Annotated in this window: 23 protein-coding genes; 9 read left to right on the top strand and 14 right to left on the bottom strand. The window is 56.6% G+C overall.

What is annotated here, in order from left to right; genetic code table 11:
* Window positions 1-24 precede the first annotated feature (24 nt).
* Window positions 25-2,280, bottom strand: coding sequence for an MMPL family transporter (locus AAFM46_RS13370; RefSeq protein WP_343318314.1), 2,256 nt, complete (start codon window positions 2,278-2,280; stop codon window positions 25-27).
* 87 nt (window positions 2,281-2,367) lie between these two features.
* Between AAFM46_RS13370 and AAFM46_RS13365 the strand changes: the two genes are divergently transcribed.
* On the top strand, window positions 2,368-2,913 hold the full coding sequence (locus tag AAFM46_RS13365) for a MarR family transcriptional regulator (RefSeq protein ID WP_343318313.1): 546 nt from the start codon (window positions 2,368-2,370) through the stop codon (window positions 2,911-2,913).
* A gap of 138 nt (window positions 2,914-3,051) precedes the next feature.
* The gene (locus tag AAFM46_RS13360) at window positions 3,052-5,043 is read left to right on the top strand and encodes a penicillin-binding transpeptidase domain-containing protein (protein ID WP_343318312.1); all 1,992 of its coding nucleotides are present in this window, start codon (window positions 3,052-3,054) and stop codon (window positions 5,041-5,043) included.
* A gap of 24 nt (window positions 5,044-5,067) precedes the next feature.
* On the opposite strand, the gene AAFM46_RS13355 is transcribed toward AAFM46_RS13360, so the two are convergent.
* On the bottom strand, window positions 5,068-5,565 hold the full coding sequence (locus tag AAFM46_RS13355; RefSeq protein WP_343318311.1) for a hemerythrin domain-containing protein: 498 nt from the start codon (window positions 5,563-5,565) through the stop codon (window positions 5,068-5,070).
* A 109-nt stretch (window positions 5,566-5,674) separates the two neighbouring features.
* Here AAFM46_RS13355 and AAFM46_RS13350 point away from each other — a divergent pair, with 109 nt between their 5' ends.
* Window positions 5,675-6,415: an NUDIX hydrolase gene (locus tag AAFM46_RS13350; protein WP_343318309.1), complete on the top strand. Its 741-nt coding sequence runs from the start codon at window positions 5,675-5,677 to the stop codon at window positions 6,413-6,415.
* A gap of 40 nt (window positions 6,416-6,455) precedes the next feature.
* Here the strand turns inward: AAFM46_RS13350 and AAFM46_RS13345 are convergent, their stop codons facing one another.
* The 5 genes from AAFM46_RS13345 to AAFM46_RS13325 all read right to left on the bottom strand — a co-directional run bounded on the left by AAFM46_RS13345 (window position 6,456) and on the right by AAFM46_RS13325 (window position 11,584).
* A complete protein-coding gene (locus AAFM46_RS13345) occupies window positions 6,456-8,132 on the bottom strand; it encodes a carboxyltransferase domain-containing protein (protein ID WP_343318307.1) in 1,677 nt (558 codons plus the stop codon).
* A complete protein-coding gene (locus tag AAFM46_RS13340; protein ID WP_343318305.1) occupies window positions 8,133-8,933 on the bottom strand; it encodes a 5-oxoprolinase subunit PxpA in 801 nt (266 codons plus the stop codon).
* A 20-nt stretch (window positions 8,934-8,953) separates the two neighbouring features.
* Complete coding sequence (locus AAFM46_RS13335) at window positions 8,954-9,949, bottom strand: malate dehydrogenase (RefSeq protein WP_343318303.1); 996 nt, start codon at window positions 9,947-9,949, stop codon at window positions 8,954-8,956.
* A 165-nt stretch (window positions 9,950-10,114) separates the two neighbouring features.
* On the bottom strand, window positions 10,115-10,645 hold the full coding sequence (locus tag AAFM46_RS13330) for a hypothetical protein (RefSeq protein ID WP_343318302.1): 531 nt from the start codon (window positions 10,643-10,645) through the stop codon (window positions 10,115-10,117).
* 309 nt (window positions 10,646-10,954) lie between these two features.
* Complete coding sequence (locus AAFM46_RS13325; RefSeq protein WP_343318300.1) at window positions 10,955-11,584, bottom strand: malonic semialdehyde reductase; 630 nt, start codon at window positions 11,582-11,584, stop codon at window positions 10,955-10,957.
* A 223-nt stretch (window positions 11,585-11,807) separates the two neighbouring features.
* Between AAFM46_RS13325 and AAFM46_RS13320 the strand changes: the two genes are divergently transcribed.
* Window positions 11,808-13,094, top strand: a complete 1,287-nt coding sequence (locus AAFM46_RS13320; protein ID WP_343318298.1) for a GNAT family N-acetyltransferase — start codon at window positions 11,808-11,810, stop codon at window positions 13,092-13,094.
* 140 nt (window positions 13,095-13,234) lie between these two features.
* Here AAFM46_RS13320 and corA read toward each other — a convergent pair whose 3' ends face one another.
* The 3 genes from corA to AAFM46_RS13305 form a co-directional block, all read right to left on the bottom strand.
* A complete protein-coding gene (corA, locus tag AAFM46_RS13315; RefSeq protein WP_283531043.1) occupies window positions 13,235-14,230 on the bottom strand; it encodes a magnesium/cobalt transporter CorA in 996 nt (331 codons plus the stop codon).
* Window positions 14,231-14,273: 43 nt separating this feature from the next.
* Window positions 14,274-14,789, bottom strand: a complete 516-nt coding sequence (locus tag AAFM46_RS13310) for an Lrp/AsnC family transcriptional regulator (RefSeq protein WP_283531042.1) — start codon at window positions 14,787-14,789, stop codon at window positions 14,274-14,276.
* Between the two features lie 148 nt (window positions 14,790-14,937).
* On the bottom strand, window positions 14,938-16,044 hold the full coding sequence (locus tag AAFM46_RS13305; protein WP_343318297.1) for a nitronate monooxygenase: 1,107 nt from the start codon (window positions 16,042-16,044) through the stop codon (window positions 14,938-14,940).
* 17 nt (window positions 16,045-16,061) lie between these two features.
* Here AAFM46_RS13305 and AAFM46_RS13300 point away from each other — a divergent pair, with 17 nt between their 5' ends.
* A complete protein-coding gene (locus AAFM46_RS13300) occupies window positions 16,062-17,033 on the top strand; it encodes a BadF/BadG/BcrA/BcrD ATPase family protein (protein WP_343318296.1) in 972 nt (323 codons plus the stop codon).
* A gap of 4 nt (window positions 17,034-17,037) precedes the next feature.
* Here AAFM46_RS13300 and AAFM46_RS13295 read toward each other — a convergent pair whose 3' ends face one another.
* Window positions 17,038-18,060 (bottom strand): LacI family DNA-binding transcriptional regulator, encoded by a 1,023-nt coding sequence (locus tag AAFM46_RS13295; RefSeq protein ID WP_283531039.1) that lies wholly within the window; start codon window positions 18,058-18,060, stop codon window positions 17,038-17,040.
* Window positions 18,061-18,264: 204 nt separating this feature from the next.
* Here AAFM46_RS13295 and AAFM46_RS13290 point away from each other — a divergent pair, with 204 nt between their 5' ends.
* The 4 genes from AAFM46_RS13290 to AAFM46_RS13275 all read left to right on the top strand — a co-directional run bounded on the left by AAFM46_RS13290 (window position 18,265) and on the right by AAFM46_RS13275 (window position 23,351).
* A complete protein-coding gene (locus AAFM46_RS13290) occupies window positions 18,265-20,211 on the top strand; it encodes a beta-galactosidase (RefSeq protein WP_343318293.1) in 1,947 nt (648 codons plus the stop codon).
* A 25-nt stretch (window positions 20,212-20,236) separates the two neighbouring features.
* Window positions 20,237-21,199, top strand: coding sequence for an ABC transporter substrate-binding protein (locus AAFM46_RS13285; protein WP_283531037.1), 963 nt, complete (start codon window positions 20,237-20,239; stop codon window positions 21,197-21,199).
* A 66-nt stretch (window positions 21,200-21,265) separates the two neighbouring features.
* A complete protein-coding gene (locus AAFM46_RS13280; protein ID WP_343318291.1) occupies window positions 21,266-22,483 on the top strand; it encodes a pyridoxal phosphate-dependent aminotransferase in 1,218 nt (405 codons plus the stop codon).
* 13 nt (window positions 22,484-22,496) lie between these two features.
* Complete coding sequence (locus AAFM46_RS13275; protein ID WP_283531035.1) at window positions 22,497-23,351, top strand: PPK2 family polyphosphate kinase; 855 nt, start codon at window positions 22,497-22,499, stop codon at window positions 23,349-23,351.
* Window positions 23,352-23,438: 87 nt separating this feature from the next.
* On the opposite strand, the gene AAFM46_RS13270 is transcribed toward AAFM46_RS13275, so the two are convergent.
* The 3 genes from AAFM46_RS13270 to xseA are packed head-to-tail and all read right to left on the bottom strand — an operon-like array spanning window position 23,439 to window position 25,862.
* Window positions 23,439-24,281 (bottom strand): hypothetical protein, encoded by an 843-nt coding sequence (locus tag AAFM46_RS13270; protein ID WP_343318288.1) that lies wholly within the window; start codon window positions 24,279-24,281, stop codon window positions 23,439-23,441.
* A gap of 22 nt (window positions 24,282-24,303) precedes the next feature.
* The gene (locus tag AAFM46_RS13265; RefSeq protein WP_283531033.1) at window positions 24,304-24,549 is read right to left on the bottom strand and encodes an exodeoxyribonuclease VII small subunit; all 246 of its coding nucleotides are present in this window, start codon (window positions 24,547-24,549) and stop codon (window positions 24,304-24,306) included.
* Complete coding sequence (xseA, locus tag AAFM46_RS13260; RefSeq protein WP_343318286.1) at window positions 24,546-25,862, bottom strand: exodeoxyribonuclease VII large subunit; 1,317 nt, start codon at window positions 25,860-25,862, stop codon at window positions 24,546-24,548. The genes AAFM46_RS13265 and xseA overlap by 4 nt, the downstream gene beginning before the upstream one ends.
* Window positions 25,863-26,029: the final 167 nt, after the last annotated feature.

The following is a 26,029-nucleotide window of genomic DNA, read 5'->3' as shown; positions in this document are numbered from 1 at the left end:
TACCGTTTTCTGCTGTTGGGCAGGCTACCTCTCTGGCTCGACGGATGGCTGAGCAACTGGCTGGCTGTCTGAGGATCTGGGGCTATTCTCGAATGGATTCAAGCCACCAAATGTCCTTTTAGACGGCCACCAGACACGGTTGCCAATGTCATAGGTCAGTGCCGGCACTAGAAGTGTTCGGACGATTACGGTGTCAAGTAATACGCCAAATGCCACGATAAATGCCAGTTGGGCCAGGAACAACAACGGAATAATGCCCAGCGCTGCAAATGTAGCGGCAAGGACCACGCCTGCGGAAGTGATCACTCCACCTGTTTTGCCCAAACCTCGCAATATACCTGCGTGAGTACCCATGAGCAGCGACTCCTCGCGAACGCGGGTCATCAAGAAGATGTTGTAATCCACGCCCAAAGCCACCAAGAAAACGAAGCCAAACAGGGGCACGGTGGCATCCGCGCCCGGAAAGTCGAACACGTGATTGAACACCAAGGCAGACACGCCCATGGTGGCTATGTAGGACAACACCACCGAGCCGATTAGCAGCAGCGGTGCAACAATCGAACGCAGCAGCAGTATCAGGACCACGAGAATGACCAGCAATACCAATGGCACAATCTTGAACAGGTCACTTTGTGCCGTGAGGTTGGTATCCAAAGCAATTGCAGAAACACCCCCGACCAAGACAGTCGAATCAACTTGCGGCAATTGCTTGCGAAGTTCCACAACAACCTGTTCAGCAGCACTGGAATCCGCTTGATCTGCCAACGTGGCGTTGATCAGTACGCGACCTTCCTTCACAACAGGCTCTGCAGCTACGTCAGGTCGGCCGTTGCCAGTATAGATACTGGCCTCGGTGATCCCTTCCGTATCCTTTACCGCTACCAAAATCTGATCTTTGCTATTTTGGTCGGCGATGATCAGCACAGGGCTACCGCTACCACCGGCGAAGTGTTCAGCCAACGCTCGTTGTCCATCGACTGCGTTGCTCTGTCCCAGAATTACTTCAGTCTGCGATACGCCGTTGGCCTGTAATTGCAAAATCCCTGAGCTGGCAGCCAAAAGTAGAACCAAGGTTACAACCCATGTAATTCGCGGCCTCCGGGCAATCAGTAAGCCGATGCGCCGCCAGATGCCGCCCACTCCAGCCAGTCCGTGCTCCACTGCATCGGTCTTTTCCACACTCATGCCGTGTGTCCCGTGGTCTGCATGCTTATTCGCATGATTAGCGTCCATCTTCGGTTTGAAGGGCCAGAAGGCTCCTCGGCCAAAGGCAACCAGCAATGCGGGCAAGCACGTCAGGGCTGCAACAAGGGAGAACAGAATTCCAATGGCCGCGATTGGTCCCAAACTGCGGTTGGAGTTCAAATCCGAGAACAGGAGACACAGCATGGCCAAAATGACTGTGGAACCGGAAGCGACTATGGGTTCCCACGCGCCGCGCATTGCACGTCCCAGTGCCGCCCATTTCGACTGCACTTGGTGCAGTGCTTCGCGGAAGCGCGCTACCAATAGCAGGGAGTAATCAGTTGCCGCACCAATGACAAGAATCGAAAGAATACCTTGGCTTTGGCCGCTAAGTTTGATCCAATCCCAGCTTGCCATGTAGTAAATCACCACTATGGAAGCGCACAGCGCAACCACTGAGGTGAAGAGGACTAGTAGGGGCAGCACAACCGAACGGTAGACGACTAACAAAATAACGAATACGGCTATTAGTGCCACCAGCAGCAGAATCCCGTCGATACCGCCGAAAGCATTCACCAGATCAGCTGTCAGCCCGGCAGGACCTGTCACATAGATGCTGACACCACCAGGCGCAGATGATTGCAAGACGTTGCGAAGCTCATCCACTACCGACTTAACCTCATCAGTACCTGAAATGGGGACTAAGAACTCTACGGCTTTCTTATCTTCTGACGGAATAGGCCCTGCAACGCTAGTCGTCGCGGGTGCTTCCGGTTTCTGGACACCACTAACAGCACTCAGCTTCTTCGGCAAGGTAGCGATCTGGCCGAGCTGTTCACTGGTCAGTGCTTCTGTTGAGGTCAGCAACACCACGGCAGGGATGGCATTGCTGTCCACAAACTTCAGCTGCCATTCGCGAGCCGCGGTAGATTCTGCGCTGGCCGGCAGAAAGCTCGCTTGATCGTTGGTTGACACTTCAGAGATTTTTCCAAAGGTGGGACCACCTAGCCCGGCAACCAGCAGCCACACAATAATAAGGATGGGTGGCAGCGTTAGGCGAAGCCAGCGTTTGGGGGACCAATCTAGATTCTTCATGTTTTAGACAATACTTCCATCGCCGAGAGGTTAGATAATCTAGATACTATGTTAACGAGATAGTTGGCGATAGGGGAGGATTGGGTCATGAAGTCTTCACAGCCGCATGCTCAACTTCTCGCAAAAATGCGGGAGTTCACGATTGAGTCTGACCGCTACGTCGACAAGGCGGCATCCTTACATGGGCTCCACCGGACGGATCTTAACGCATTGGGGTTGCTGGTCAGGCCCCGCCGCCAGCAAGAACTGATGACACCTGGCAAACTCGGTGAGGCTCTCAACCTCAGCTCACCAGCAACTACTGCGCTAGTTGACAGACTTGAGCGTTCCGGTCACGTCACCCGCTGCCGTAGCGAAAGCGACAGACGCCAAGTTGACCTCACCATGACTGACACCGCACGTAGCGTCGGTAGAGAGCTGTTTATGCCACTGGCAGCCCAGCTTGGGTTGGCGCTGAGCAACTATTCGCCGGCCGAGCTGGCCGTGGTTGAACGTTTCTTAGAAGATATGACAGCGGCAACTGCAGCAGCTGCAACGAACCTCCTTCCGCCAGCACCGGAAGAGAGTTCGCAGATCCCAGGAGCCCTCAGCACACCAGCCGCCGCAGTGGCCGCAGAAGTGTTAAAAACTTAAGGAGCGTCGGAGTAGTCCTGCGTCTTCCGCCCGCACCGAAGTATCGTTGAACACTTGTCTGTCCATGAGGCTAGTGCGGACTCCAGGGGGAGGCCCGCCTGCGGGTAGGGTTACTCACAAATCAACGTCAGGAAGTCAATGATTCGTCGCGTCACAGTTTTGCTGCTTGCTATCAGCCTTGCTCTGGGTGGTGCAGCCTGTTCCGCCCCTGATGACGGAAGCTCAACCGCTGAAGCCCTGGCGAAGGCCCTATCGGACCATACGGTCGGAGATCTCAGCTTCGACAAACCTGGCCCGCAAGTTCAAAAGGAGCTGACCGAGCTCGCTGAATCTATTGATCCGTCGTGGCCCACGGTCAGCGTTAGTGCCGTAGAGGTCCAGGGCGAAAGCGCCCGAGTCTCTCTGAATTACTCCTGGAAATTACCCAAAGTAGAGAAACCCTGGACCTACGCCACGGGTGCCGACATGAAACGTGACGGTAATGGCTGGACTATCGCGTGGTCTCCAGAAATGGTTGAACCTAAATTGGCGGCAGGTTATCGCTTTAAAGTGAGCACCAACTACGGCATCCGTGCGGGGATCCTCTCAGCTGATGGTGAGGCGATTGTCAAGGACCGGCCCGTGCGAAGTGTCGGCATCAACAAAGAGGGGTTGGATCATTCTGAAGCTGAAGCATCGGCCAACCAGCTGGCCGGGCTTCTCGGTATTGACGGGGCCGCCTACACCGCCAAGGTCAAGGCCTACGGACCCATAGCGTTTGTCGACGCCATCACCTTGCGCGAGGAGGCATTTAAGGCGTTGGACCAGGAAAAATTCAACGCAATCAAGGGTATCCTCGCCACCGAATCAACCATGCCGCTTGCGCCCTCACGCAGTTTTGCATCGGCCATCCTTGGCACTGTCCGTGAGGCCACGGCTGAAGATATCAAGAAATCTAAGGGCAAGGTTGTCGCCGGAGAATTTGTCGGGGCCGGCGGATTACAGGCCGCCTTCGACGCGCAGCTTGCAGGAAATCCTGGAGTAATGGTTTCGGCCATTCCCTCAGCAGCTCCCAGCGATGCACCCACTGATCCTGCTGCCACAGATCCGGCTCCCACAGATTCCACTGCGACTGACGCTGCTGCCCTGGACGACGCCGGGACGGCACCCACCGATCCCACCTCACCACCGAAAATCCTCTTCACAGTTGCGCCGACTAACGGTAAAGATGTCAAAACCACTTTGGTCTCGGGGCTGCAGAACGCGGCCGAGGAGTCACTGGCAAACGTAAAGACGCCCAGCTCGATCGTGGTCATGCGTCCGTCAACAGGAGCAATTTTGGCCTCAGCGAATGGCCCGGACAGTCAGGGATACAACACGGCGTTCCTTGGCCAATATGCGCCAGGGTCCACTTTCAAAATTGCCACGTCATTGGGATTGTTTCGACAGGGGATGGACCCGAGTTCGAAAGTAAGCTGCACACCTGAGTTTATTGCCGATGGGAAGAAGTTCCTCAATGCCCCTGGTTATGCGCCCGATGCGCTAGGCGAAGTGTCCTTGACAACCGCCGTCGCTCATTCCTGCAACACAGCTTTTGTCTCCCAATTTCAGAACCTTCCCCAAGAGAAGCTATCGGATGCTGCTGGGGCCTTGGGAGTTGGCATGACCAATGACCTGGGCCTGCCAGCATTCGCCGGCAATGTGCCGCGCGACTCAGCCGGAACCGAACACGCCGCCTCAATGATTGGTCAGGGCAAGGTACAGGTCTCACCTCTGATGATGGCTGCGATGATGTCCTCTGTGGTCAAGGGTGCTGCTGTTTTTCCCGTGCTGATAGAAGGCCATGACGGCAAATCGAAGGCCGCTGAAGGTGCGGCATTGACGCAGAAGGAAGCCATAGACCTGCGCACAATGATGCGTGCCGTTGTTACTGAGGGCTACCTAGGCATGTTGGGGGACCTGCCTGGCGCTGAGGCGATTGGTAAAACGGGGACGGCAGAATATGGCACGGATAATCCTCCGCGTACACACTCATGGGTGATTGCTGCCCAAGGCGATATTGCCGTGGCCGTATTCGTTGAAGACGGTGACTTGGGTGCCGTTACAGGGGGGCCCTTGGCGAGGTCCATATTGTTGGCTGCCGCTGGCTGAACTCTCGGTTGATCTCGTGGCTGGTTAGCTGACGCCGCAAACCCAGCCATGTGGCATGGTCCTCTTCTCCAAGAAGCTAAGGAGTTCACTGCCGGCGGCAGAGTCAAGAATTTCATCCGCTTGCGCATAAATGATGGTCTCTTCCTTGGAATTGTGGGCGTCGAGCAGCTGGAGTAACGCCGCGCAGGCACTGCGTAGCGTGACTTTCTGGCCCTGCGTGGCTTTCTGAACCTCACCGCCTTTCTGAGCCTCGGTGCTCAGTAGGGACTCAATAGTCCCCATTTGATTCCACAGCTGGCCGTGCTCGCGGAGCATCACGAACAGTGGACCCATGAGGCCGGCGGCCTTTAGAGGTGGAAACAAGAAAGTTTCCTCCAAGTAGATATGCCTGCGTAGACCCGAAAATGCCGTTAGCAGCGAGGTCGGTGAGGTGGGTCCCCTGGAGTCCATCGCGGCCACGAAGGACTCTATCCCACCGTCAATTTCACGGTGTTCATTCTCCAGCGCCTGGCCTAATGTCATGAACTCCACAGTTTCGCCCTTCGTAGCAGTATTTTAATCACGGCTCTTCTGTCAGGCTACTCCGGTGCAAACTCATTGTGGGCAATACTGGTGAGGATAGGCTGGTTCCATGGATACTGCTCAACAGCTTGCCCCGCTGGAAGATGCCTGCACAATTGTTCTGCTCCGTGACGGTGCAGCAGGGCTGGAGACACTCATGCTGGAACGGCCAGGCAACAGCCGATCCTTTGGCGGCGCATGGGTATTTCCTGGCGGCAAGGTCGATCCCGGCGATAGGGTTAACCCTGCCGGTGAGCAACTTGATGAATTTGCTGCGGCGCAGGCTGCGGGTTTGCGAGAGCTGGCCGAAGAAACTGGCCAACAGCTGTCCCCAAAAGAACTTGTATGGCTATCGCAATGGACACCCATGCAACGAATTCCGCGCCGGTTCCGAACCTGGTTCATGTTAGGTGCGGCAACCACGGACCAGGTAGTGCTTAACCCCGAAGAGCATGAACGCAGCTCATGGCTACCTGCACGTGAGGCACTTGCTCTTCATACCGCCGGGAAGATGATCCTGGTGCCACCAACCTGGGTGACACTGCACAATCTCCTAGGGCTGGAGTCCACGGAACAAGCGGTGGAGCAAAGTCGAAAGGCTACACCTTTCATCTACAACACCCACCTTTTGACGCCGTCAAACGGTGAAGCAGCCAGTACTTTGGCCGGGTTTGGTGCAGGAGCTGCTGCCGGTGTGCTCTGGGACGGAGATGAGGAATACCCTGAATCCAAGGCTCCTGCTGGAGCACGGCACAGGCTCACGATGACTGATCTGCCCTGGGTTTTCACTCACGCACATGGCACAAGTTAGCCCCCGTCAAGGCTGAGAGTCCTACCTGCTCCTGATCTATTCACTGCTGTGTGTACTCACTGCTGACGAAGCGGATTTTCGCCCCGGGCGGCAGCTGCGCGGCCCGATCCAGTTGTTCGCGCGGGACCACGCCTAGCACCGGGTAGCCTCCGGTCACAGGGTGGTCGGCCAAGAACAGCACGGGAAGGCCCGACGGCGGCACTTGGATTGCGCCTGTCGGCATGCCTTCGCTGGGTAGCTCAGCCGTCATGGCCGCCATGGTGCGCACTAATGGGCTTCCGCTCAAACGTAGGCCAATCCTATTGGACTGAGCCGAGAGGTGCCACGTCTGCTGCTCAAATTTTGTTCTTGATTCAGGCGTGAACCAGCCACTGCGTGGTCCGGGAAGATACCGGAACACTGTAAGAACCTGCGTGGGCTTCGGGCCCGGCTCGGGAAATCCAACTATGCCACCTCTAAAAGGCTGGACCACGGGGAGAAACGCTCCGGCGCGAAGAGGAGCCGGTCCTAGCCCTGACAGCAGATCGGTGGACCGACTTCCCAGAACGGCAGGTACGGCAAGTCCCCCGCGCACACCCAGATAGCCACGAAATCCTGCTGCCCCTAGACAAGGACGAAACTCCAAAGTCTCCCCGTCTCTGAGCACAAACGGCGTATCAAGCGGAGCAGCGCGTACGGAACCAACTACAGATTGCATCTGCAACTCGATGGCACCAGCGGTGACAGCCACAACATGACTTCCCATAGCTTTGATGCGCAACCCGGCCATTACGGTTTCCAAGCCAGCGCAGCCGGAACCGGACATGTCAGTATTACCCACCATCCTGTTAACCCGGCGGAGAGCCGCCCGGTCCAGTGCGCCGGATCCACTAACACCTTGGTGAGCCAGGCCCGGACGGCCCAAGTCCTGCAAAGTTGTTAGCATTCCTGACGCAAGCACCATCAGTCCCTCGGCAGGAGGCACGTCGCCGGAGGAGATATTTTTGCCGGTTGCGCCCTCAACATTCTTCTTAGCGGGAGTGCCCGCAGGCATCAGGGAACCGGCAGGCATCAGGGAACTGCCAGTTACCGGTGCGGTGGCACTGCCACGTATTGTCTCCCGCATCGTCTTAAAGCGAACAGTATCCGAGGGCATCAGCAGTGCCGGTTGCGGTAGGGAAACGTCCCACAGGAGTACATCGCTATGGCCCAATAACTGCCATCCACCGGGGGATGGGCCGGGATAAACGGCACAGAACTGCCCACCTAAAGCCACAGAGCCAGCTGGTACAGAGGTGCGTGGACTGGCACGTCTGGCAACGGATAACCCTTCGCCCGACGGTGTGAGGTACATGAAACCTGCCGCGAAACCCCCAAAAGCAGCCAACCAGTTCTGGCCGCTATGCCAAGCGATCAACGCCTCAACACTCATGCTGGCCAGCCGGGCCACTTCGGTGAGGTCGGCGCCGTCGTACACGGTATTGAGGATATGCAAGGTTCCCGACGCCGGGGCATGTTCTGGAAGCTGCACGTTTTTTAGCCACATCCGCAGCTTGCTGAGCATCCTGGGCGAGTCGCAACTAATGAACACGGTTTGGGCTGCGGCAATCACCTCCTCAATCTTGGGTGCGGTGGGGGAGCGTAGCGCAGCCTGCAAACCCATGACCTCCGCAAGGTCCGCACATTCCACCAAAACAGCGCAGTCCCCTGCCGGACGGAGCAAAAAAGAGTGGGTCATCTAGAGGAAACTGCTGATTCTCACTCCGGCGCCCACCAGTGCCTCATGCACAGCAGCGGCCATGGCAACAGCGCCGGGAGTATCTCCGTGCAGGCACAAGCTCTGGGCGGTCACTTTGATGCGGGAGCCGTCAATCGCGGTGACTTCCTGATGCAACGCGAGGTCTAGGCTTTGGGCCACCACAACATCAAGGCTGTGATGGACTGCCGCCGGATGCGTTCGCGATACCAGCGTGCCATCCGGATTGTAGGCACGGTCCGCAAAAGCTTCCGTGAGAACTTTCAGGCCGGCGGCCAGACCCAACCGCTGCACGTGCGATTTCGGCGCCACCAACAACGCCAGAGTTGGGTCCGTTTCCTGCACGGCCGTAACCACCGCCTGGGCCTGCTCCGCGTGATGAACGATGGCGTTATACAAAGCCCCATGAGGCTTGACGTAGCGCACGGCGGCACCTTCGGCCCGTGCAATGGCTTGCAGCGCCCCGATTTGGTAAACAAGCTCCTGGGTTAGCTCATCCGGATCCATCTCCATGAAGCGCCTGCCAAAACCAGCCAAGTCACGGTAACCCGGGTGCGCCCCAATCGACACACCGGCGACCGCCGCAGATGCGCAACTGCGGCGCATGGAGCGCGGGTCGCCGGCATGAAAACCACAGGCGATGTTCACACTGGAGACATTGGCCATGATGGCTGCGTCATTGCCAAGGCCCCAAGGGCCAAAAGCCTCACCGATGTCTGCGTTGAGATCCAACCGTAGCGAAGACGCAATAGTGGTTTGTCTGGACGCTGAAGTATCGCTCATAAGTCGCAGCGGCCGCGGCGTTAGAGCAACCCCAGGCCGGAAACAGCGTCCCGTTCTGATTCAAGTTCGGCTATGGAGGCGTCAATTCTGGTGCGGGAGAAGTCACTGATGGCGAGGTTGGGCACAATGGTGATTTCGCCGTCGTGCGTGGTGACGGGGAAAGAACTCACCAAACCCTTTGGCACGCCATAAGACCCGTCGGAAGGGACAGCCATACTCGTCCAATCTCCTTCGGGTGTGCCCTGCACCCACAGGCGCATGTGCTCTATGGCGGCGTTGGCAGCCGAAGCAGCTGAGGAGCCGCCACGGACCGCGATGACCTCCGCGCCCCGCTTTGCTACACGGGGTATGAATTCATCCACAATCCACGACTGCTCCAGGAAACTAGTGGCTGGTTTCCCGGAAACTGTTGCATGGCTGAGGTCGGGGTACTGGGTGGCCGAATGGTTGCCCCAAATGGTCACCCGCTTAATTGCAGCAATACCCGTGCCGGTTTTCGCAGCAAGCTGTGCCAGCGCCCGGTCATGGTCCAGACGTGTCATAGCTGTGAAACGGGAGGCCGGAATGTCCTGAGCGTGGGAGGAGGCGATCAGCGCATTGGTATTGGCGGGGTTACCCACAACAACCACCTTCAAATCTGATGCCGCTCCAGCATTCAGGGCCTTGCCCTGCACGGAGAAAATACCGCCATTAGCGCTGAGGAGATCAGCGCGCTCCATACCCGGCCCGCGAGGACGGGAACCAACCAACATGGCGAGATTCGCGCCGTCGAACGCCTTGTACGGATCGTCAAAAACGTCCACACCGGCCAAGAGCGGGAAGGCACAGTCCATGAGTTCAAGGACTGTGCCTTCCGCGGCCTGCACCGCCTGCGGGATCTCCAGAAGATTCAATTTAATGGGAACGTTAGGGCCCAGCATGGCTCCGGAGGCAATCCGGAACAAGAGGGCGTAACCTATCTGGCCTGCGGCTCCGGTGACAGTGACTGTGACGGGAGCGGGATCATGTGCGTTCATGGCGCCAGTCTAGCCGGGTCTACTTGAGTGTTCCTGGGCTGCCGACACAAAACAGCGTCTACGCCTGGTACTACTGGCTAGCAGGTGCGTGCTAACCGCCGGTACCACTCATAGACGCTGGGACGCGCTGGAGGTTGGAAATATCCAGTCCGTGGTGTGCTCCGCCTACTTAGTGTCCTTTTCAACGAACAGGCACTTGGCAGGCTCATGGTTGCTGGAGCTGTTCGTTGCAACTTCCTTGCCATCCACGGTGACAGTGCAGGAGATTTCGCCTGTGCCGCCCGAGGGGTATTTCGCCAAGACCAAAATCTTGGTGAAGGTAGCCCCGGCAGGAAGGGAGAACTCTTGGGTATAGGGGAGAGTCTGCTGAACCATCTCTCCATCTGTTTCCTTGTCATCGTTTGTCACCACAAGTGACTTCACGAGGGCACTATCCTTGGCGCCGGTGACCTTCACGGTGACTTTGCGCTCGGTAGCGGCGGCGGGCGGCGCTGTTGTTTCCACGGCAGCGGCGCTCTTTGCTGGGGCTGCCGTGGCGGGTGCTGCAGATTCTGACACGGCAACTGGGGAGGACTCACTGGGTGCATCAGTGGAGGCAGGAGAGCAGGCTGCCAGTGATAGGCCCAAAAGTGCCACTGACGCCACGGCGATGAGAGGCTTGAGGCGGCGGCTGAATTGGTTTCCTAGAGTAGTCATCCTCCAAGTATCGCCAGCCCGAACCAGCCGTCAAAATTACTGAAACGCGCATTAGCTGAAAATACAGGGTAGTCGCACAAGAATTGCCATGATTCTGCTGACGAGTTTTCACGCCGGCGGCTAAAGCGCCGATTCTTTGGTGAGCGTTCTGTATCAACAGACTCTTGCCATAGCAGCGAAAATTCCAGATTTATCAAAGTGTGGAAAACAAAAAAGTGCGCTCTCCGTGTGAAAAACTGTGAAAACTGTGAAAAACAAGGACAGCGCGCTTGTGGTTAATTTCACCCAGGTAATGAAATGCTGAGGTGTTTATACGGTTGTGTTTGCGGCGTCGAAATCCAGACGCGGAAGGCGCGCGCGGTCTATGCGGCCATTGGACCGGCCCAAGTTCACCACGAGAAATGACTTCAGTCCGGAATCCGCATTGAATTCCTGATCCATACCAGCACTGTCGAACCCACTCATGGGGCCCACGGCCAGACCCGCTGAGCGTGCAGCCAGAATGAAATAGCCAGCCTGCAGGTGGGCGTTATCGAATGCCATGGTCTGGCGCAGGGCTGAGTTCTCGGCAAACGAGGCCACCTTGCTGGCCATATGCGGTGTTGTGGTGGCCAAATTTTCATGCCAACGAGGGTTATAGCTCAACAGTGCCACCAAAGGTGCGGCCAATGTCTTTTCCTTGTTCCCCGCTGCCATGTTAATAACCAGGGCCTCGCGGGCTTCGGTGGAGCGAACCCACGTAATCCGCAGAGGCTGAATATTCATTGCCGTGGGCCCCATCCTTGTCAATGCGTAGACGGCCTGCAGGGTCTCATCCGAAATCTGCTCATCAGTGAAACTATTTGCGGTTCGGGCCTCGAGGAACAGGGCAGCTGCTGTGCCAGCATCAAGAATGAGTTCGGTGTTGAGTTCGGTTTCAGTGGCGATGTCAATGCTCATGGGGCAACTTCCTAAAAGAGTGAAGAATGGTCCACCCATATGCAGCGCCGAGTTCCAGCAAATTGTTTCCCTTCTAGTTGTGAGAAATGGCACTACGGGGAAACTTGTTGACCTCAGCCAAAGGTTACTACTGGTGAGTAACCTTCCTGCCACCAAATTTCCGGGGAACGTGAGCCCTGTGCCATCATTCAGATATTGGCTAACGCAAGGGAGCGGCAGTGACATGACGGCATGGACTATTCGCGATTTTCATTCGCAAGATGTTGAAGGCATTCTGGCGTTGTGGCAGTCGCTGCGCGACAACGGTGTGGAACCTGTTTACGACCTCTCCGAAGTGCTTGCCTCGTGCGAGAAGGACCATGCGGTGGTGGCCGTTCAAGGTGATGCGATCATTGGCGCAGCTGTTGGGCGGGCTGCGCACGATCAAGGCTGGATAGTCTTTCTGGCAACTCTGCCAATTTTCCGTGGCCGCGGCATCGGGACACTCCTTCTCGCTGCGGTGGAAAACCGTATGGCAGCACACGGACTAAACAAGCTTTCTGCGCTAATGCCGGAAACGGAAAATCGTGTGGAAGCATTCACCAACCGCGGTTTCGTGGTGAAAAAGAACCTGCGTTACTTTGAGCGTCACATCCCAGTGCAGCGAGCTGAGCTGGGGGTGCTGGATGAACTTGGCGGTAGGGTCCTGCCACGTGATCTGTGGGACCGCGTCGCTGGTATGACCGCAGAGAAAGAGCTCCTTGAGCGAAGGCTGGTCATGCCGCTGGCTGAAGCAGCACTTGCGGAGGAGTTCGGTGTGGTGCCGCCCCGCGCCGTCGTACTTTTTGGCCCTCCTGGCACTGGAAAGACAACCTTTGCCAAGGCCATTGCCTCCCGCCTTGAATGGCCATTTGTGGAAGTGTTCCCTTCGCGTCTGGCCGGTGAGCCTGGCGGATTGGCCGGTGCGCTGCGCCAGACTTTCTTGGATATCGCAGAGCTTGAGCACGCCGTGGTCTTTATTGACGAGGTTGAGGAGATCGCTTCGCAGCGTTCAGGAGAGCCGCCTTCGCCGATGCAGGGTGTCACCAATGAGCTGCTCAAGATCATCCCGGCGTTCCGTGATCAGCCCGGCAGGCTGCTGGTGTGCGCCACGAACTTCATCCGTTCATTGGATTCTGCGTTCCTGCGCCACGGGCGGTTCGACTACGTTATCCCCATCGGTTTGCCCGATGATCAAGCCCGCACAGCCATGTGGAACCGCTTTATTCCAGCCCACCTGGTAGCTGAAATTGATGTTCAAACCTTAGTTGAGGCCAGCGGTGGATTCTCCCCGGCGGACATTGAATTTGCTGCTCGTAGTGCCTCACAGCGGGCGCTGGAAAAGGCCATGTTCGACGGCGTTGTTCCCACCGAACGCCGTGGCCCGGTGACGGCCGACTACCTGGAGCGGATTGCCGAGACCAAGGCAACCGTCAGCGATGCCGTGTCCGCGGACTTCTTGGAAGACATCGCTGCCTTGGCGCGTACCTAAGTCCCTCCCGTTGCAACCCCTTCCCGTCGAGATTGGAGATAATGACACCCGAACACTCCGTAGAGGTGTCATTATCTCCAATCTCGACGAGGGCTAAGGGACGAGGAGTAAGGGGCGAGGAGAGATGAAATCGGAGAGGGCTAGAGCCAGGTCTTTTTCTTGAAGATCAGGTACATGGAAAGTCCCACCAGGAACATCAGAGTTAAGGCGAAGGGGTAGCCGAATGCCCAGTGGAGTTCGGGCATGATGTCAAAGTTCATGCCGTAGATGGAGCCCACAAAGGACGGCGCAAAGAGGATAGCTGCCCAAGAAGAGATCTTCTTAACCTGCTCATTTTCGGCGGCAGCGGCTTCATTTTGGCGGTTGGTGGTCAGCGTGCCGTCAACCGTCAGCGCGTTTTGCAGCAGCTGACGAAAGGAATCCGCTTTGGCCGTGACAATTTCAATATGGTCCTGAACGTCGCGCAAATAACGTTCCAGTTCAACGTTGACACTGTACTTTTCATAACCGGCTTGGAGTCGTTGCACAATGTCCTGCAAGGGGTGGATGGCGCGCTGGAACTGGATGACCTCGCGGGAGAGCTGGTAAATACGCAGTGAGACGTTGGGTTCCCCCGCAAAAAGCTGGTCTTCTATTTCGTCAATATCATTTTCCAGGCCGCTGATCACTGGCTGGTAGTCGTCAACCACTTGGTCCATGATGGCGTAAAGCACCGCTTCCGGCCCAAGCGCCAGTAGCTCCGGGTCGCCTTCCAGACGGCTTCGGGTTGAGGATAGGCCAGGGGTCTCGGCATGACGGATGGTGAGTACAAAGTCAGGACCAGTGAAAACATGGAGCTCACCAAATTCAACAGTCTCAGTATCGTCAATATAGCGAGCTGGGCGCAGCACAGTAAAAACGACGTCGTCGTAGCGCTCCAGTTTGGGTCGTTGATGGGCCTTGATGGCATCCTCAACCGCAAGTTCGTGCAGCGAAAACTCGGCGGCCAGAGACTTCATTTCCTCGGCATCAGGGCGGAACATGCCGATCCAGGCCATCCCATTGCAGGAGTCCATAACCTCATAGGTCTGCTCGAGGTTCTCTGGGGTAGCGAAGCGCTTGCCGTCCACGTATACGGCATTGTCGATGATGGTCACTTGCCCATTATGGGCGAATCTAAACGAAAATCATGCACGCTGGTTAGTCCAACGGACCTGTATGCCCCGGAATATGCTTGAATACAAGCGTGGTTTCGGTGTGCCCAACCACTGGATCAGTGGTTAAATTATCCAGTACCCAGTCCCGCAGGGCGTCGGTGTCACGGACAGCGATGTGCAGCAAATAATCCACCGAACCGGAAGTGTGGAAAGTGGAAAGAACCTCGGGCAGCAGGGGTACGCGCGCCGTAAACGTGTCGATCTGGTCTCTGTCATGAGCGCGCAGCCGAACGGCTATGAGGGCCTGAACAGCGCGGCCAATCGAGGCCAGATTCAGTTTTGCCTCGAAGCCCTCAATGGCCCCGCGCTCCGTAAGAGCGCGGGTGCGCATCAACGCCGTGGATGGGGCGATGCCCACAGCGTCAGCAAGATCCCTATTGGTGATCCGAGCATCTGAGACCAGAGTGTCAATGATCTGACGGTCGACGGCGTCAAGAGGCTCAGGTGACAGCTGTCCCTGCGCTGGATCTCGCCGAACGTTCTTCGCTGCAGTTGCCAAAAGATCCTCCAAAGTTCACGATTCTCACGCCCAACCCGTCTCGGAGGGCAGCCGTTAGTTCGCCATAATAGCAAATTGCCGAATAATTGAGTACAGCACTTCAACGGTTATGGGCCTTGGGTTCGCTAGAGAAGCAGCAGCGCTGCGGCTAAAGGAACTGGAGAAAGCCTGCAATGACGGCTGCCGCAGGTCCCGTCCTGGCGGATTTCCAGCCGGAGCCGGCCCATAGATTTAGTGCCCGTGGATTGTTCTGAGCTGCCGCTGCTGCGCGCAATGGTGCCGTTGCGAAATGCACATCAGGGTAGGCGTGCGGTGCAGCGTCCGTATAATCTCGCACAAAATCGTTGATCAGTGCCCGAGCAGGCTTGCCGGTGAAAGCTCGAGTAATAGCAGTGTCTGTGTAGCTCGGATCGCCTAGAGCGTTCTTATGTAGCAATCGAGCACCGCTTTCATTAGTGCGGATCAAGGCTGTGCCGATGGCTGCCGATTCAGCACCGGCTGCTAATACGGCTTTGACGTCTTCCGGGGTGGAAATACCGCCGGCACCCACCAGTGGAAGCAGTACCTCGGAGCGAACTTCGCTGATCAGCTGTGGTAGCGTGGCGGGCTTCATACTGGACCTACCCCCACTGGACCCATTCCCACTGGACCCACTCCCACTGGCTTCCACCGCACCCGCCACCGGAGGTGTCCCCGTCGCCGCAAGAAAGGCGGCGCTATGGCCACCGGCATTGGCGTGTTGGACCACCAATGCGTCTGCTCCGGATTTGGCGGCGGCCACGGCTTCTGCAACGCTCGTAACAGAAGCAAGTACCTGTGTCCCCACGTTGTGCAACTGTTCCACGACTTCGGCAGGAGCCAGCCCAAAGGTAAAGCTGACAAGCGCTACTGGATCGGCCAGCAGTAATGCAATCTTCTGGGCCCAGTAGTCCTGAACCCGAGGATCGTCCTCGGCTAGTAACTCCTCGGGCACAGCGGCACCGTAGAGTCCCGCCGTCGTCCGTAATTTGGTGCGGTATTCGCTCAGTTCGATGAGCTGAACGGATGTCAGTGGTGCGGTTCGCGGGACAAACAGGTTCACGCCAAAATCGATGCCTGCGGAGCGCAGTGGTGCTATGTGCGCGGCCAGCTGATCGGCGGTCTTGTATCCACCCGCAGCAAACGCAAATGCGCCGGCGTCTTGGGCCGCCAAGGCAAGTTCAGTGGTGGTTGTTCCGCCAGCCATGGGGGCGGCTATCAAAGGTGTGGTGAACATGCCATTAGTCTAGAGGCGTGGACAATACGCCTTTGAACCCCGCTGCGCTGAACCTTCCTGCGCTGAACCCTGCTGCGCTGAACCTTCCTGCGCTGCCTGCCCGTTTTGTGGGCCTTGATATTGGTGGCTCCAAAACCCGCGGCATCGTGTGGAGTGAGGGTGTCATCACCTCCGATTTCAGCGTTGGCAGTACAAACGTCCAAAATGTGACCCCGGAGACTGCCGCGGAGAATATGGGCACACTGTTTGCCCGATTGGACGTGAGTGAGGCCAGCCAGGTGTATGCCGGTGCCGGTGGTGTTGACACGGACGACGACGCAGCAGCACTTCGCAGCCTCATCTCACCTTTTGTTCCTGGTGCGCACGTGAGCGTGGTGCATGACACTCGCCTTCTTCTCGCCGCGGGCGGGACTACAACAGGGGTTGCCGTCATTGCTGGGACCGGCTCGGCCGCCTGGGGCATGAACCAAGTGTGCCAGGAAGCGCGTGCCGGAGGTTGGGGCTATTTGCTTGGGGATGAAGGCAGCGGGTATTGGCTTGGCCGTGAAGCAGTTCGCTACAGTCTGGAACGGATGGATTCCGGGAAGCCAGTAGACGAGCTGACGGCTGCACTTCTGAAGTACTGCCAGCTCCAGGAGCCAGGGGAACTGATTGCTCACTTCCATCAGGGCACCACTCGTCGTTACTGGGCAGCGGCGTCCCCGGTAATCTTTGGCGCTGCCGAAAATGGCCATGCACACGCATCGGCGTTGGTCGATCAGGCGGCTAAGGACCTCGCTGCCATGGCTGCGAAAGTGGCGAGCCAGCTGAATATTTCAGGACCCATCGTATTGGGCAGTGGCATGGGCAGTAACGTCCCGGCACTTCAAGAGGCCTTTATCTCACACCTGGCAGGGCTTGGTTATAGCGATGTGCAGATTCTCAAGCAGGACCCCATCTTTGGGATCCCCCTGCTAGTAGCGACGCAGGCCCACGCAACGCAGGGCTAGCCGTTTAGCCCCGTGCAGGGGGCGCCGCAGTACTTGAGCGAATCATCAGACTCGGCGCAACCAGCTCCGGGGTGCTTGCCATCTCGGGGTGATTGATCTGGGCAACCAAATGTTGCACAGCGCGGCGGCCGGTCTCTTCAAACGATTGGCGAATGGTTGTCAGAGGAGGATTGGAAAAGGCTGCCAAATCAATGTCATCAATGCCGACCACTGAAACATCTTCAGGGACGCGCCGCCCCAACTCAGTCAACGCGCGGACTACGCCAAATGCCATTTCATCGCTAGCCACCAAGATTGCTGTGACTTCTGGCATGCGGCCCAAGATGAGTCCATTGCGGTAACCGGATTCGGGACTCCAATCGCCGTAAAGCTCGGGCGGGACCGTAGCGCCTGCTTCCCGTAGGGTCCGCCGCCAGCTGTTAAGGCGGCTTGCAGCATCCGACCATTCGCGCGGACCGGCTATGTGCCATACGGTTTCGTGTCCTAGCTCCAGCAAATGTTTGGTTGCTAAAACAGCGGCAGTATCCTGATCAACACCGACCATGTTCTGGCCCATGTTGGAAGACCCATCAGTGTTGACAGTTGGGATTCTCGAGGTAATTTTGCTGATCTGCGCAGCTGCGTCGTGCAAGGGTGCGGAGATAATGATGCCATCGACTCCTTGGTGAACCAATCGGCTCACGGCATCGGTTAAGGCTTGGACATTGAAGCTGGAGGTCGCGGATGTCACTGTGTAGCCAGCTTCGCGTGCGCCAAGTTCAACACCCAACGCCAACGAGGATCGAGAGTAATTGTTAGTTGCTAGTGTCAGTGCGCCAATCGTTTTAGAGCGTCCAGTGACGAGTGCGCGTGCCGTATTATTCCGTCGGTAACCAAGGTCTTCAATGGCTGCCAGAACACGCCGCCTTGTGCTGTCGTGGACATTAGGGTGCTCATTGAGCACTCGAGAAACCGTCTGCGCGGAGACGCGTGCTGCTGCTGCGACGTCTCGCATTGCCGGCCCGCGAGTGAACTGTTCCGTGCTCATTGAGATCCTCTAAGTGTGACGTGTTTCGGGTGGGCTGCGGCACGGGGAGCGGGTCCCCAAAGAGCCAAGATTGTTTACTTGTAACATACCGCTAATTCTGGGTGGGACGGTGCGGCATGGCGTTTTTCCCAGACTGCCAGGCTTAGAATTGTTATGCATATCAAAGTCTTTGTATCAGCCTAAAAATTAGTGCCGGGAGTTTAGTTGTCCAAGTCCACGATCTCACCAGAGGAACCAGCTGATAACGCCCGTCTAAAACCGGAAAAGCCCGTTCAGCCTCAAACGCCGGCAACTTCCGGGGGTGCCACGACCCCTCCGGCGTTGTCCTACGCAAACCGGAAACTTTTTAGGTACGGTGAACCGCACCGCATCATTGCCGGTGCCGTGCACTATTTTCGGATCCATCCCCAGCTTTGGCAGGACCGGATTGACCGGCTCGTGGCGATGGGGGTGAACACACTAGACACATACGTTGCATGGAATTTTCACCAGCCCTATAAGGACCTCGCCCCGGATTTCAGTGGTTGGAAAGACTTGGCCGCCTTCATTACTCTGGCCGGAAATGCGGGGCTGGATGTCATTGTCCGCCCCGGTCCTTACATCTGTGCCGAGTGGGACAACGCAGGTTTCCCCTCATGGGCCATCTCCAACCCTGACATGGTGTTGCGTTCATCAGATCCGTTGTTTACCAACGCCGTTGAAGAGTGGTTTGATGTCCTGCTGCCGATCATTGAGCCACTACAGGCGTGCCATGGAGGTCCGGTGATTGCCGTGCAAGTCGAGAATGAGTACGGCAGTTACGGTGACGATGTGGAATATCTGCGTTGGAACAACAAAGCGCTGCTGGATCGCGGTATCACTGAGATTTTGTTTACGGCCGACGGCGGTACGGACTACTTCCTTGACGGCGGTTCCCTGCCAGAGACGTGGGCGACGGCGACTCTTGGCTCCCGCGGGCCAGAGGCGGATGCAGTGTGGGAACGAAGGCGCCCCGGTGAGCCGTTCTTCACCGTTGAATTCTGGAATGGCTGGTTTGACCACTGGGGCGAAGATCACCACACCCGCGGCGGAATTGATGCGGGAGCCGAAGTAAAAAAGATTCTTGACCTTGATGGCTCGATCTGTCTGTACATGGCTCATGGCGGGACCAACTTTGGTCTGGCATCTGGGGCAAACCACGACGGCGCCCTTCAACCGACAGTCACCAGCTACGACTCGGATGCCCCGATTGCTGAGGATGGGCACCTGACAGAGAAGTTCCATGCAATGCGTGAGATTTTCTTTGCAGCATCCGGGCGGGAACTGACGCCTGTCCCTGAGAAATTGTCCCGTCCTATACCCGTGCTGCCGGCCCGCCATTTTGATCTGACCCGGGGTACGGGACTGCTTGATTTTGTTAGGGACATCGAACCTGTGGCGAGCGTTAAGCCACTAGCTTTTGAAAAACTGGGTCTTGACCGAGGCATGGTCCACTACGGCGCAAAAGCGATCCTGCCGGTCGGTGAGGCAACCATCAAGATTAGGGATTTGCATGACAGAGCCTACATCTGGGTGGACAACGTCTACGCGGGTGTCCTCAATGACGCGACTGGTGCGCAGGGTTTGAACGTTGAAACTGGCGGCGGGCTGGCAAAACTGGAAATTTTGGTGGAGAACCAGGGCCGTGTGAACTACGGACCATTCTTTGGTCAGGGCAAAGGTATCCTCGACGGGGTACTGATCAACCAACGTTACGTCTTCCATTGGGAGCAGCGCGCCATCAATCTGGAGAGGCCGTTGTCCGAACTGCTGGAGATCGGTGTCCCTGCTCGAAGCCCGGGGACGCTGTCTGGACCAGATGATGAAAGTACCGCCGCTGATACCCGTGAGCCGGGGTACTTTCACGGTGAGATCAACGTCCAAGAGCCTGCCGACACGTACTTGGCACTGCCAGGTTTCGGAAAAGGCATGGTGTGGATCAATGGTTTTCTGCTGGGACGATTTTGGGAAGTGGGCCCCCAAATCACACTGTACGTTCCCGCTCCGCTGCTAAGAACCGGCAGCAATGAGATAACTGTGTTGGAACTCGAACGCGGCGGAACGCATGGAGAACTTCTTGAAGAGCCCAATTTGGGTCTTGTCGGGGTAACGTATGTTGAGGATTTGGGGTAATAAAAAAGTTTTAGGGAGAAGTGCAGTGCATCGAAAATTAGTTGTCGCACTGGGAATCTTCCTGTTGCTCATGGGGACAACAGTTGCTTGCACTCCTGAACCAATTACCACTATTCATACCGCCTCTGAAGAAGTAGCGCAGGTTCCCCTCAAGGTGGCAACCCCGGAAGTGCCCGACGGCGTGAACCCCCAAGAAGGTGCCCTGCTGGCCCACGTGTACGCCGCGGCGTTGAATGCTGCAGGCGTCAAAGCCGAGATTATTAAGCCCCCGCTCAACCAAGGGGCCGTAGTTTCGGGCGTGGAGGCAGGGAGCGTGGACATTGTTCCCGTTTATTCTCGTTTGGCACTGTCCGCCATTGCCCCTGCCGATACTGATGTGGGTGCAGGCGATGTTATTGATGCGCTAAAAACCTCGTTGCCAACCGGTATCGGCCTGCTGGATACAGCCAAAACCGAGAATAGCAACGTCACTGTGGTCACAGCACTCACGGCGGAGAAATACCAGCTCAAGAGCCTCTCCGATTTGGGGAAGGTGTGCGAGAAACTGGGCATGGGTGGCTCGGCGGAGTTTAAGGTCAAGGAGCGGGGCTTACCCGGCTTGGGCAACGACTATAACTGCACGCCAAAAAGTTACAAGGCGCTGATGCCCACCCTGGACTTCAACGACGTGAGCATTCTCTGGTCCCTCTTGCGGGATGAAATCCAAATTGCCCAGCTGCCCAATTCTTCTCCTGCGATAGCGGATAACTCCTTAGTGATACTCAGTGATCCCAAAGGACTTTTTCTCAGCCAAAACGTTGTCCCTTTGGTGGCCAAGAACAGGGTTCCGGCAGAAGTGCAGGCGGTTCTGAACCGGGTCAGCGCCGCTCTAAACACAGAAGAGCTAGCCAACCTTAACCGCCTGTCCCAGGACCGTCACTATGGCGACTTATCCGAGGTTGCAACCATCTGGCTGGTACAGCAGGGACTTGTCAAGGCCAGTTCTTAGCCATTGGCCTGCGAAGGTGGGCACGTTGCGGAAGCAAACACGGAGCAGCTGTGCCATATTGGGTAAATGGCAGATTTCAAGCAGTCCACCAAGCTTCACAATGTTCTCTACGATATCCGTGGACCTGTGCTGGAACGGGCCCAAAAGTTGGAAGCCGAAGGGCACCGAATCCTGAAGCTGAACATTGGTAATCCGGCCCCTTTCGGATTTGAGGCACCAGATGCCATTTTGGTGGACATGATGGCTCACCTGCCACACGCTCAGGGCTACAGCGACTCTCGGGGGATCTTTTCGGCGAGGACCGCCGTCGTGCAGTATTACCAAACGCGAGGTATCCAAAACATCCACGTTGATGATGTCTACCTGGGAAACGGTGTCAGCGAATTGATCACGCTGTCCCTGATGGCGCTGCTGAATACCGGCGATGAAGTGCTTGTTCCCACTCCTGATTACCCCTTGTGGACCGCATCTGTGAGTCTGGCGGGCGGGCGTCCGGTGCACTACCTCTGTGACGAGAACCAGGAATGGTGGCCGGATCTTGCGGATCTTGAATCGAAGATCACCGCCAAAACCAAGGGCCTAGTGGTCATTAACCCCAACAATCCCACCGGCGCGGTCTACCCAAGACACATCGTGAAAGCCATGGTTGACCTTGCCTACAAGTACGGGTTGGTGGTGTTCTCGGATGAGATCTACGAGAAGATTCTCTACGACGATGCCGAACACATCAACACAGCAACCATCACCGGTGATGACGTTCTGTGCATGACCTTCAGCGGGTTGTCTAAGGCCTACCGGATCTGTGGGTATCGCTCTGGCTGGCTTGCTATTTCCGGGCCCAAGGCTCGGGCAGCGGATTATCTTGAGGGGATCAACCTACTGGCGAATATGCGCATGTGTGCCAATGTCCCTGGACAGCACGCCATTCAGACAGCTTTGGGGGGATACCAGAGCATTAAGGATCTGATCCTGCCCGGCGGTCGGCTCAAGGAACAGCGGGACATCGCCTATAAGCTACTCAACGACATCCCCGGGGTTACTACCAATCAGGCCAAGGGTGCGCTCTACTTATTTCCCAAACTTGACCCGGAGGCTTACCCGATCAAAAGTGACGAGAAATTTGCCTTGGATCTGCTGGAATCCCAAAAAATCCTGATTTCACATGGCACAGCGTTTAATTGGATTCGTCCCGATCATTTTCGCCTTGTGACGTTGCCTAATGTGTTGGTCCTGGAAGAAGCCATTGGACGCATCGCAGAATTCCTCAGTACTTACAAACCCTAGGGAAAGGCCCACCATGTCATTGCCAATTGGATTCACTAAACACCCAAGCGATTTGCTGAAAGTAGATTCCGGCTTTTCTCTTGCGGAGCAAGCAACCAATGTCTCTCCAGGTTTTTCAGGCAAGAAGTCCGACGGCGCCGAAACCTTGGCAGCGAGGGCACCTGTGCTTGCCCAGCTTCAAGAGCAGCTTTTCGCCGAAAGTCGTTTTGGCTCCAGAAAATCGATTTTGTTGATTTTGCAGGCGATGGACACCGCAGGCAAGGGCGGGATTGTTGGCCATGTGGTTGGTTCGGTAGATCCGCAAGGTGTGCAGCTGACCACGTTCAAGGCACCAACTGATGAGGAGAAGGCTCACCATTTTCTCTGGCGTGTACGCCCCGCGGCCCCAGTACCTGGGATGTTTGGCGTCTTTGATAGGTCCCACTACGAAGATGTGCTGATCCACCGTGTTCATGCTTGGGCAGATGCCGACGAACTTCAGCGGCGCTATGAAGCCATCAACGAGTTTGAGGCAGAGATGGTTGAATCTGGTACTTCTATTGTAAAAATCATGTTGAACGTCAGTCCTAAGGAACAGCTAGAACGGCTCACCGCGCGTTTACATGACCCCACGAAGTACTGGAAATACAGTCCTACAGACCTGGACGAACGTGAGTTTTGGCCGGAGTACATGGACGCCTACCAGCGTGTCTTTGAGCAGACCAGCACCGAGAATGCGCCCTGGTATGTGGTCCCAGCGGACAAGAAGTGGTACGCCCGTATGGCAGTCCAAGAAATTCTTATTAAGACACTGGGAAGTCTGAATCTGCAATGGCCGGCAGGTGACTACGACCTTGCCGCTGAGCGTGCCCGGCTTAAAGACGCTTGATGCGGACAGCCGCATGCATTGAGAAGCACGGTACTCCTAAATAGCGCAGCATGCGAAAGAAGCGCAGTAGGAGAAAGCGTCTGGGCATCATTTGCGCAGTACGGGAAAAAAGTCTGCCAGTGCCTGTGCTGTTGTGATGTCCTGGGTTGTTCTGCCTGCGAGAAAGATGGCTTTTCGATGGCGGTTCGGCACCACGTGTCCGCCGCCTCTGACTGTATAAAGCCAAACGCTTGGGAGCGCATCCTGCTCAAAGCGGGTGAGGCCAACAGTGGTCCTACCGCTCTCCTTGCGATGCGGCAATACCTCATGCAAAGGCGGGTTAGAGATCGAGTTGCGCGCAGCGAAGTACTGGGCCGTTTTCAGGGCTGAGGGTCCGCGCCGGGCACCGAAGAACGTGGCAAACCACCCTTCACCTCCGTATGGAACCACAAGGTCACTTGTCCCGTGGATCAGCAGCACCGGTAATGGTCTTAGCTGATCGGCGAAGTCCAAACCCCCCGGTCGTGGCAGTGTGGCACCGATGATAGCGGCTCCATGGAATTTCTCCTGGTTTTCATGAATCAGCCGGATGACCAACTGTCCGCCGTTGGAAAAACCAGCAATAATCACCGGAATGGGACCGTATTTGCCATGAAAATGGTCTGCCAGGGATTCTATGAAAGCAACATCATTGGTACTGCCGGAGCTGTTTTTATTATGATTCCAGCGTTTTTGCAGTCCATCCGGGTAAACAACTGCCACATGCCCGTTGTCTGCCAGCTGATCAATGCTGTTCCCAGCGAACTCGCGTACCGACTGCCCGGTTTGCTTGGAACCGTGTAAAAAAATGAGCACGGCGGAGGTTTCTTGCCGACTTTGAGTATCAGCTGACGTTCTTGTAATCAGCTGGTAAGACCGTTTACGGCCAGCAACTTCGATCTCGGCTCTCACTGCATTTCCTTCACACTTTAAATTACTGCTCCGAGGGTACTTGATTGTCAATGGAACGCGCGGCTTCGAGGCGGGCTTTGGCGCCTTCCAACCATTCTTCGCAACGCTTAGCCAGTGACTCGCCTCGTTCCCAGAGGGCCAAAGAGTCCTCAAGGTTTGAACTGCCGGCCTCGAGCTGGTTGACCACGTTCATCAGTTGTTCACGGGCCTGCTCGTAGCTGAGTGCGTCAATATTAGTGGGGGTAGCGGGTGTTTCGGCGGGGTTCATACTGAGTCCTTTGCTGATGTGGTGTTTGAGACGAACGGTTTGGCAGATGAGTCATCGGTACGAGGTGCTGCTGTACCTTCGGTGCTTACGGCGGTGATATCTCCGCCTGCAACTCGAACTCTCAAGAGTGTCCGGGCGGGGGCCTGCTCGGGGTCCCTGACGATGGCCCCGTCTTCGAGTTGAACCACCGCATACCCTCGGTCGAGAGTTTTTTGCGGGGACAGGGCACGAACTTGGGCGCGGAGGTGTCTGAGCTGGTCGAAATGACGCCCTACCTGGGTGCGGACGGCGGTGCGCATCCGCCCGCGTGAGGAGGTAACTTCGTCATACTTTGTTGTGAACATGAGCATAGGGTTTGCCAGCACTGGCCGGGACCGAAGATAAAGCAGGCGCTCAGTTTCGCGGTCCAGGAGGCCTTGTATTCTGCGGTTGAGCTGCGATCGTGCCTGATCTACGCGGCGCAGCTCCTCGCCAACGTCCGGGACAATACGTTTGGCGGCATCGGTTGGCGTTGAAGCACGCAGATCGGCAACCTCGTCCAGGAGCGGCCTGTCCGCTTCGTGACCAATAGCGCTGACAATGGGGGTATGCGCGGCAGCCACGGCACGGACCAATGATTCGTGGCTGAAAGCGAGCAGGTCCTCGAGGGAACCGCCACCACGGGCAATGACAATGACATCGATCCGGGGATCGGCATCGAGTTCCCTCAGCGCCCCGATAACAGCCGTGACTGCATTGACGCCCTGGACGGCAACTTCGCGTACTTCAAATTCCACTGCAGGCCACCGCAACGAGGCATTGCGAATCACGTCCTTCATAGCATCTGAATTTCTGCCCGTGATCAGGCCAATCCGGTGGGGGAGTAACGGCAGCGGCTTTTTACGGCGCGGGTCAAAGAGTCCTTCAGCCGCCAAGGCCTGGCGCAATTGTTCGATCCGTGCCAGCAGATCCCCCAAGCCCACAGGCCGAATGTCCTGTCCTTGCATGGACAGGCGGCCTGTCTTGAGCCAAAAATCTGGTTTGAGCTGGGCTACAACACGGGAACCTTGCTCCAAAGGTGCTTCCAAACGGCTCAGAACAGAGCCCCACACCGTAACACTCAAGGAGACCTCAGCGTCTATGTCACGCAAGGTCAGATAGCTGACGTTGGCACGCTTGTTCAGCTCGATCACTTGGGCCTCAACCCAAGCTGGCGGGGCTTTCTCAATGTGGGACTTGAGCTTTTGGCTCAGTAGTTGCAAAGGCCACGGGTTTTCAGGTGAGGTCTCGGCCGCCGTTGGCGCAATAACCTGACGCTCCGGGGTGTCCGCCATAACAGTGTCGCCGTCCTTTGCTCTGAGTGTTCAACCTGAGTGTTCAGCCTGGGGTCTTCAGCCTGGGTGACTAGTGGGACGCCACCATACAGTCTTGAAATAACTCTAGCTTCACGCACTGACACTGGCACACCGTCATCCACAGCCATGCACTAATGTTGGAGTCC

Origin of the sequence: Arthrobacter sp. TMP15 (genome assembly GCF_039529835.1) — a bacterium.
Classification (GTDB): Bacteria; Actinomycetota; Actinomycetes; order Actinomycetales; family Micrococcaceae; genus Specibacter.
The sequence above is the reverse complement of the archived record's forward strand: the minus strand, read 5'-3'. Positions and strand labels throughout refer to the sequence as shown.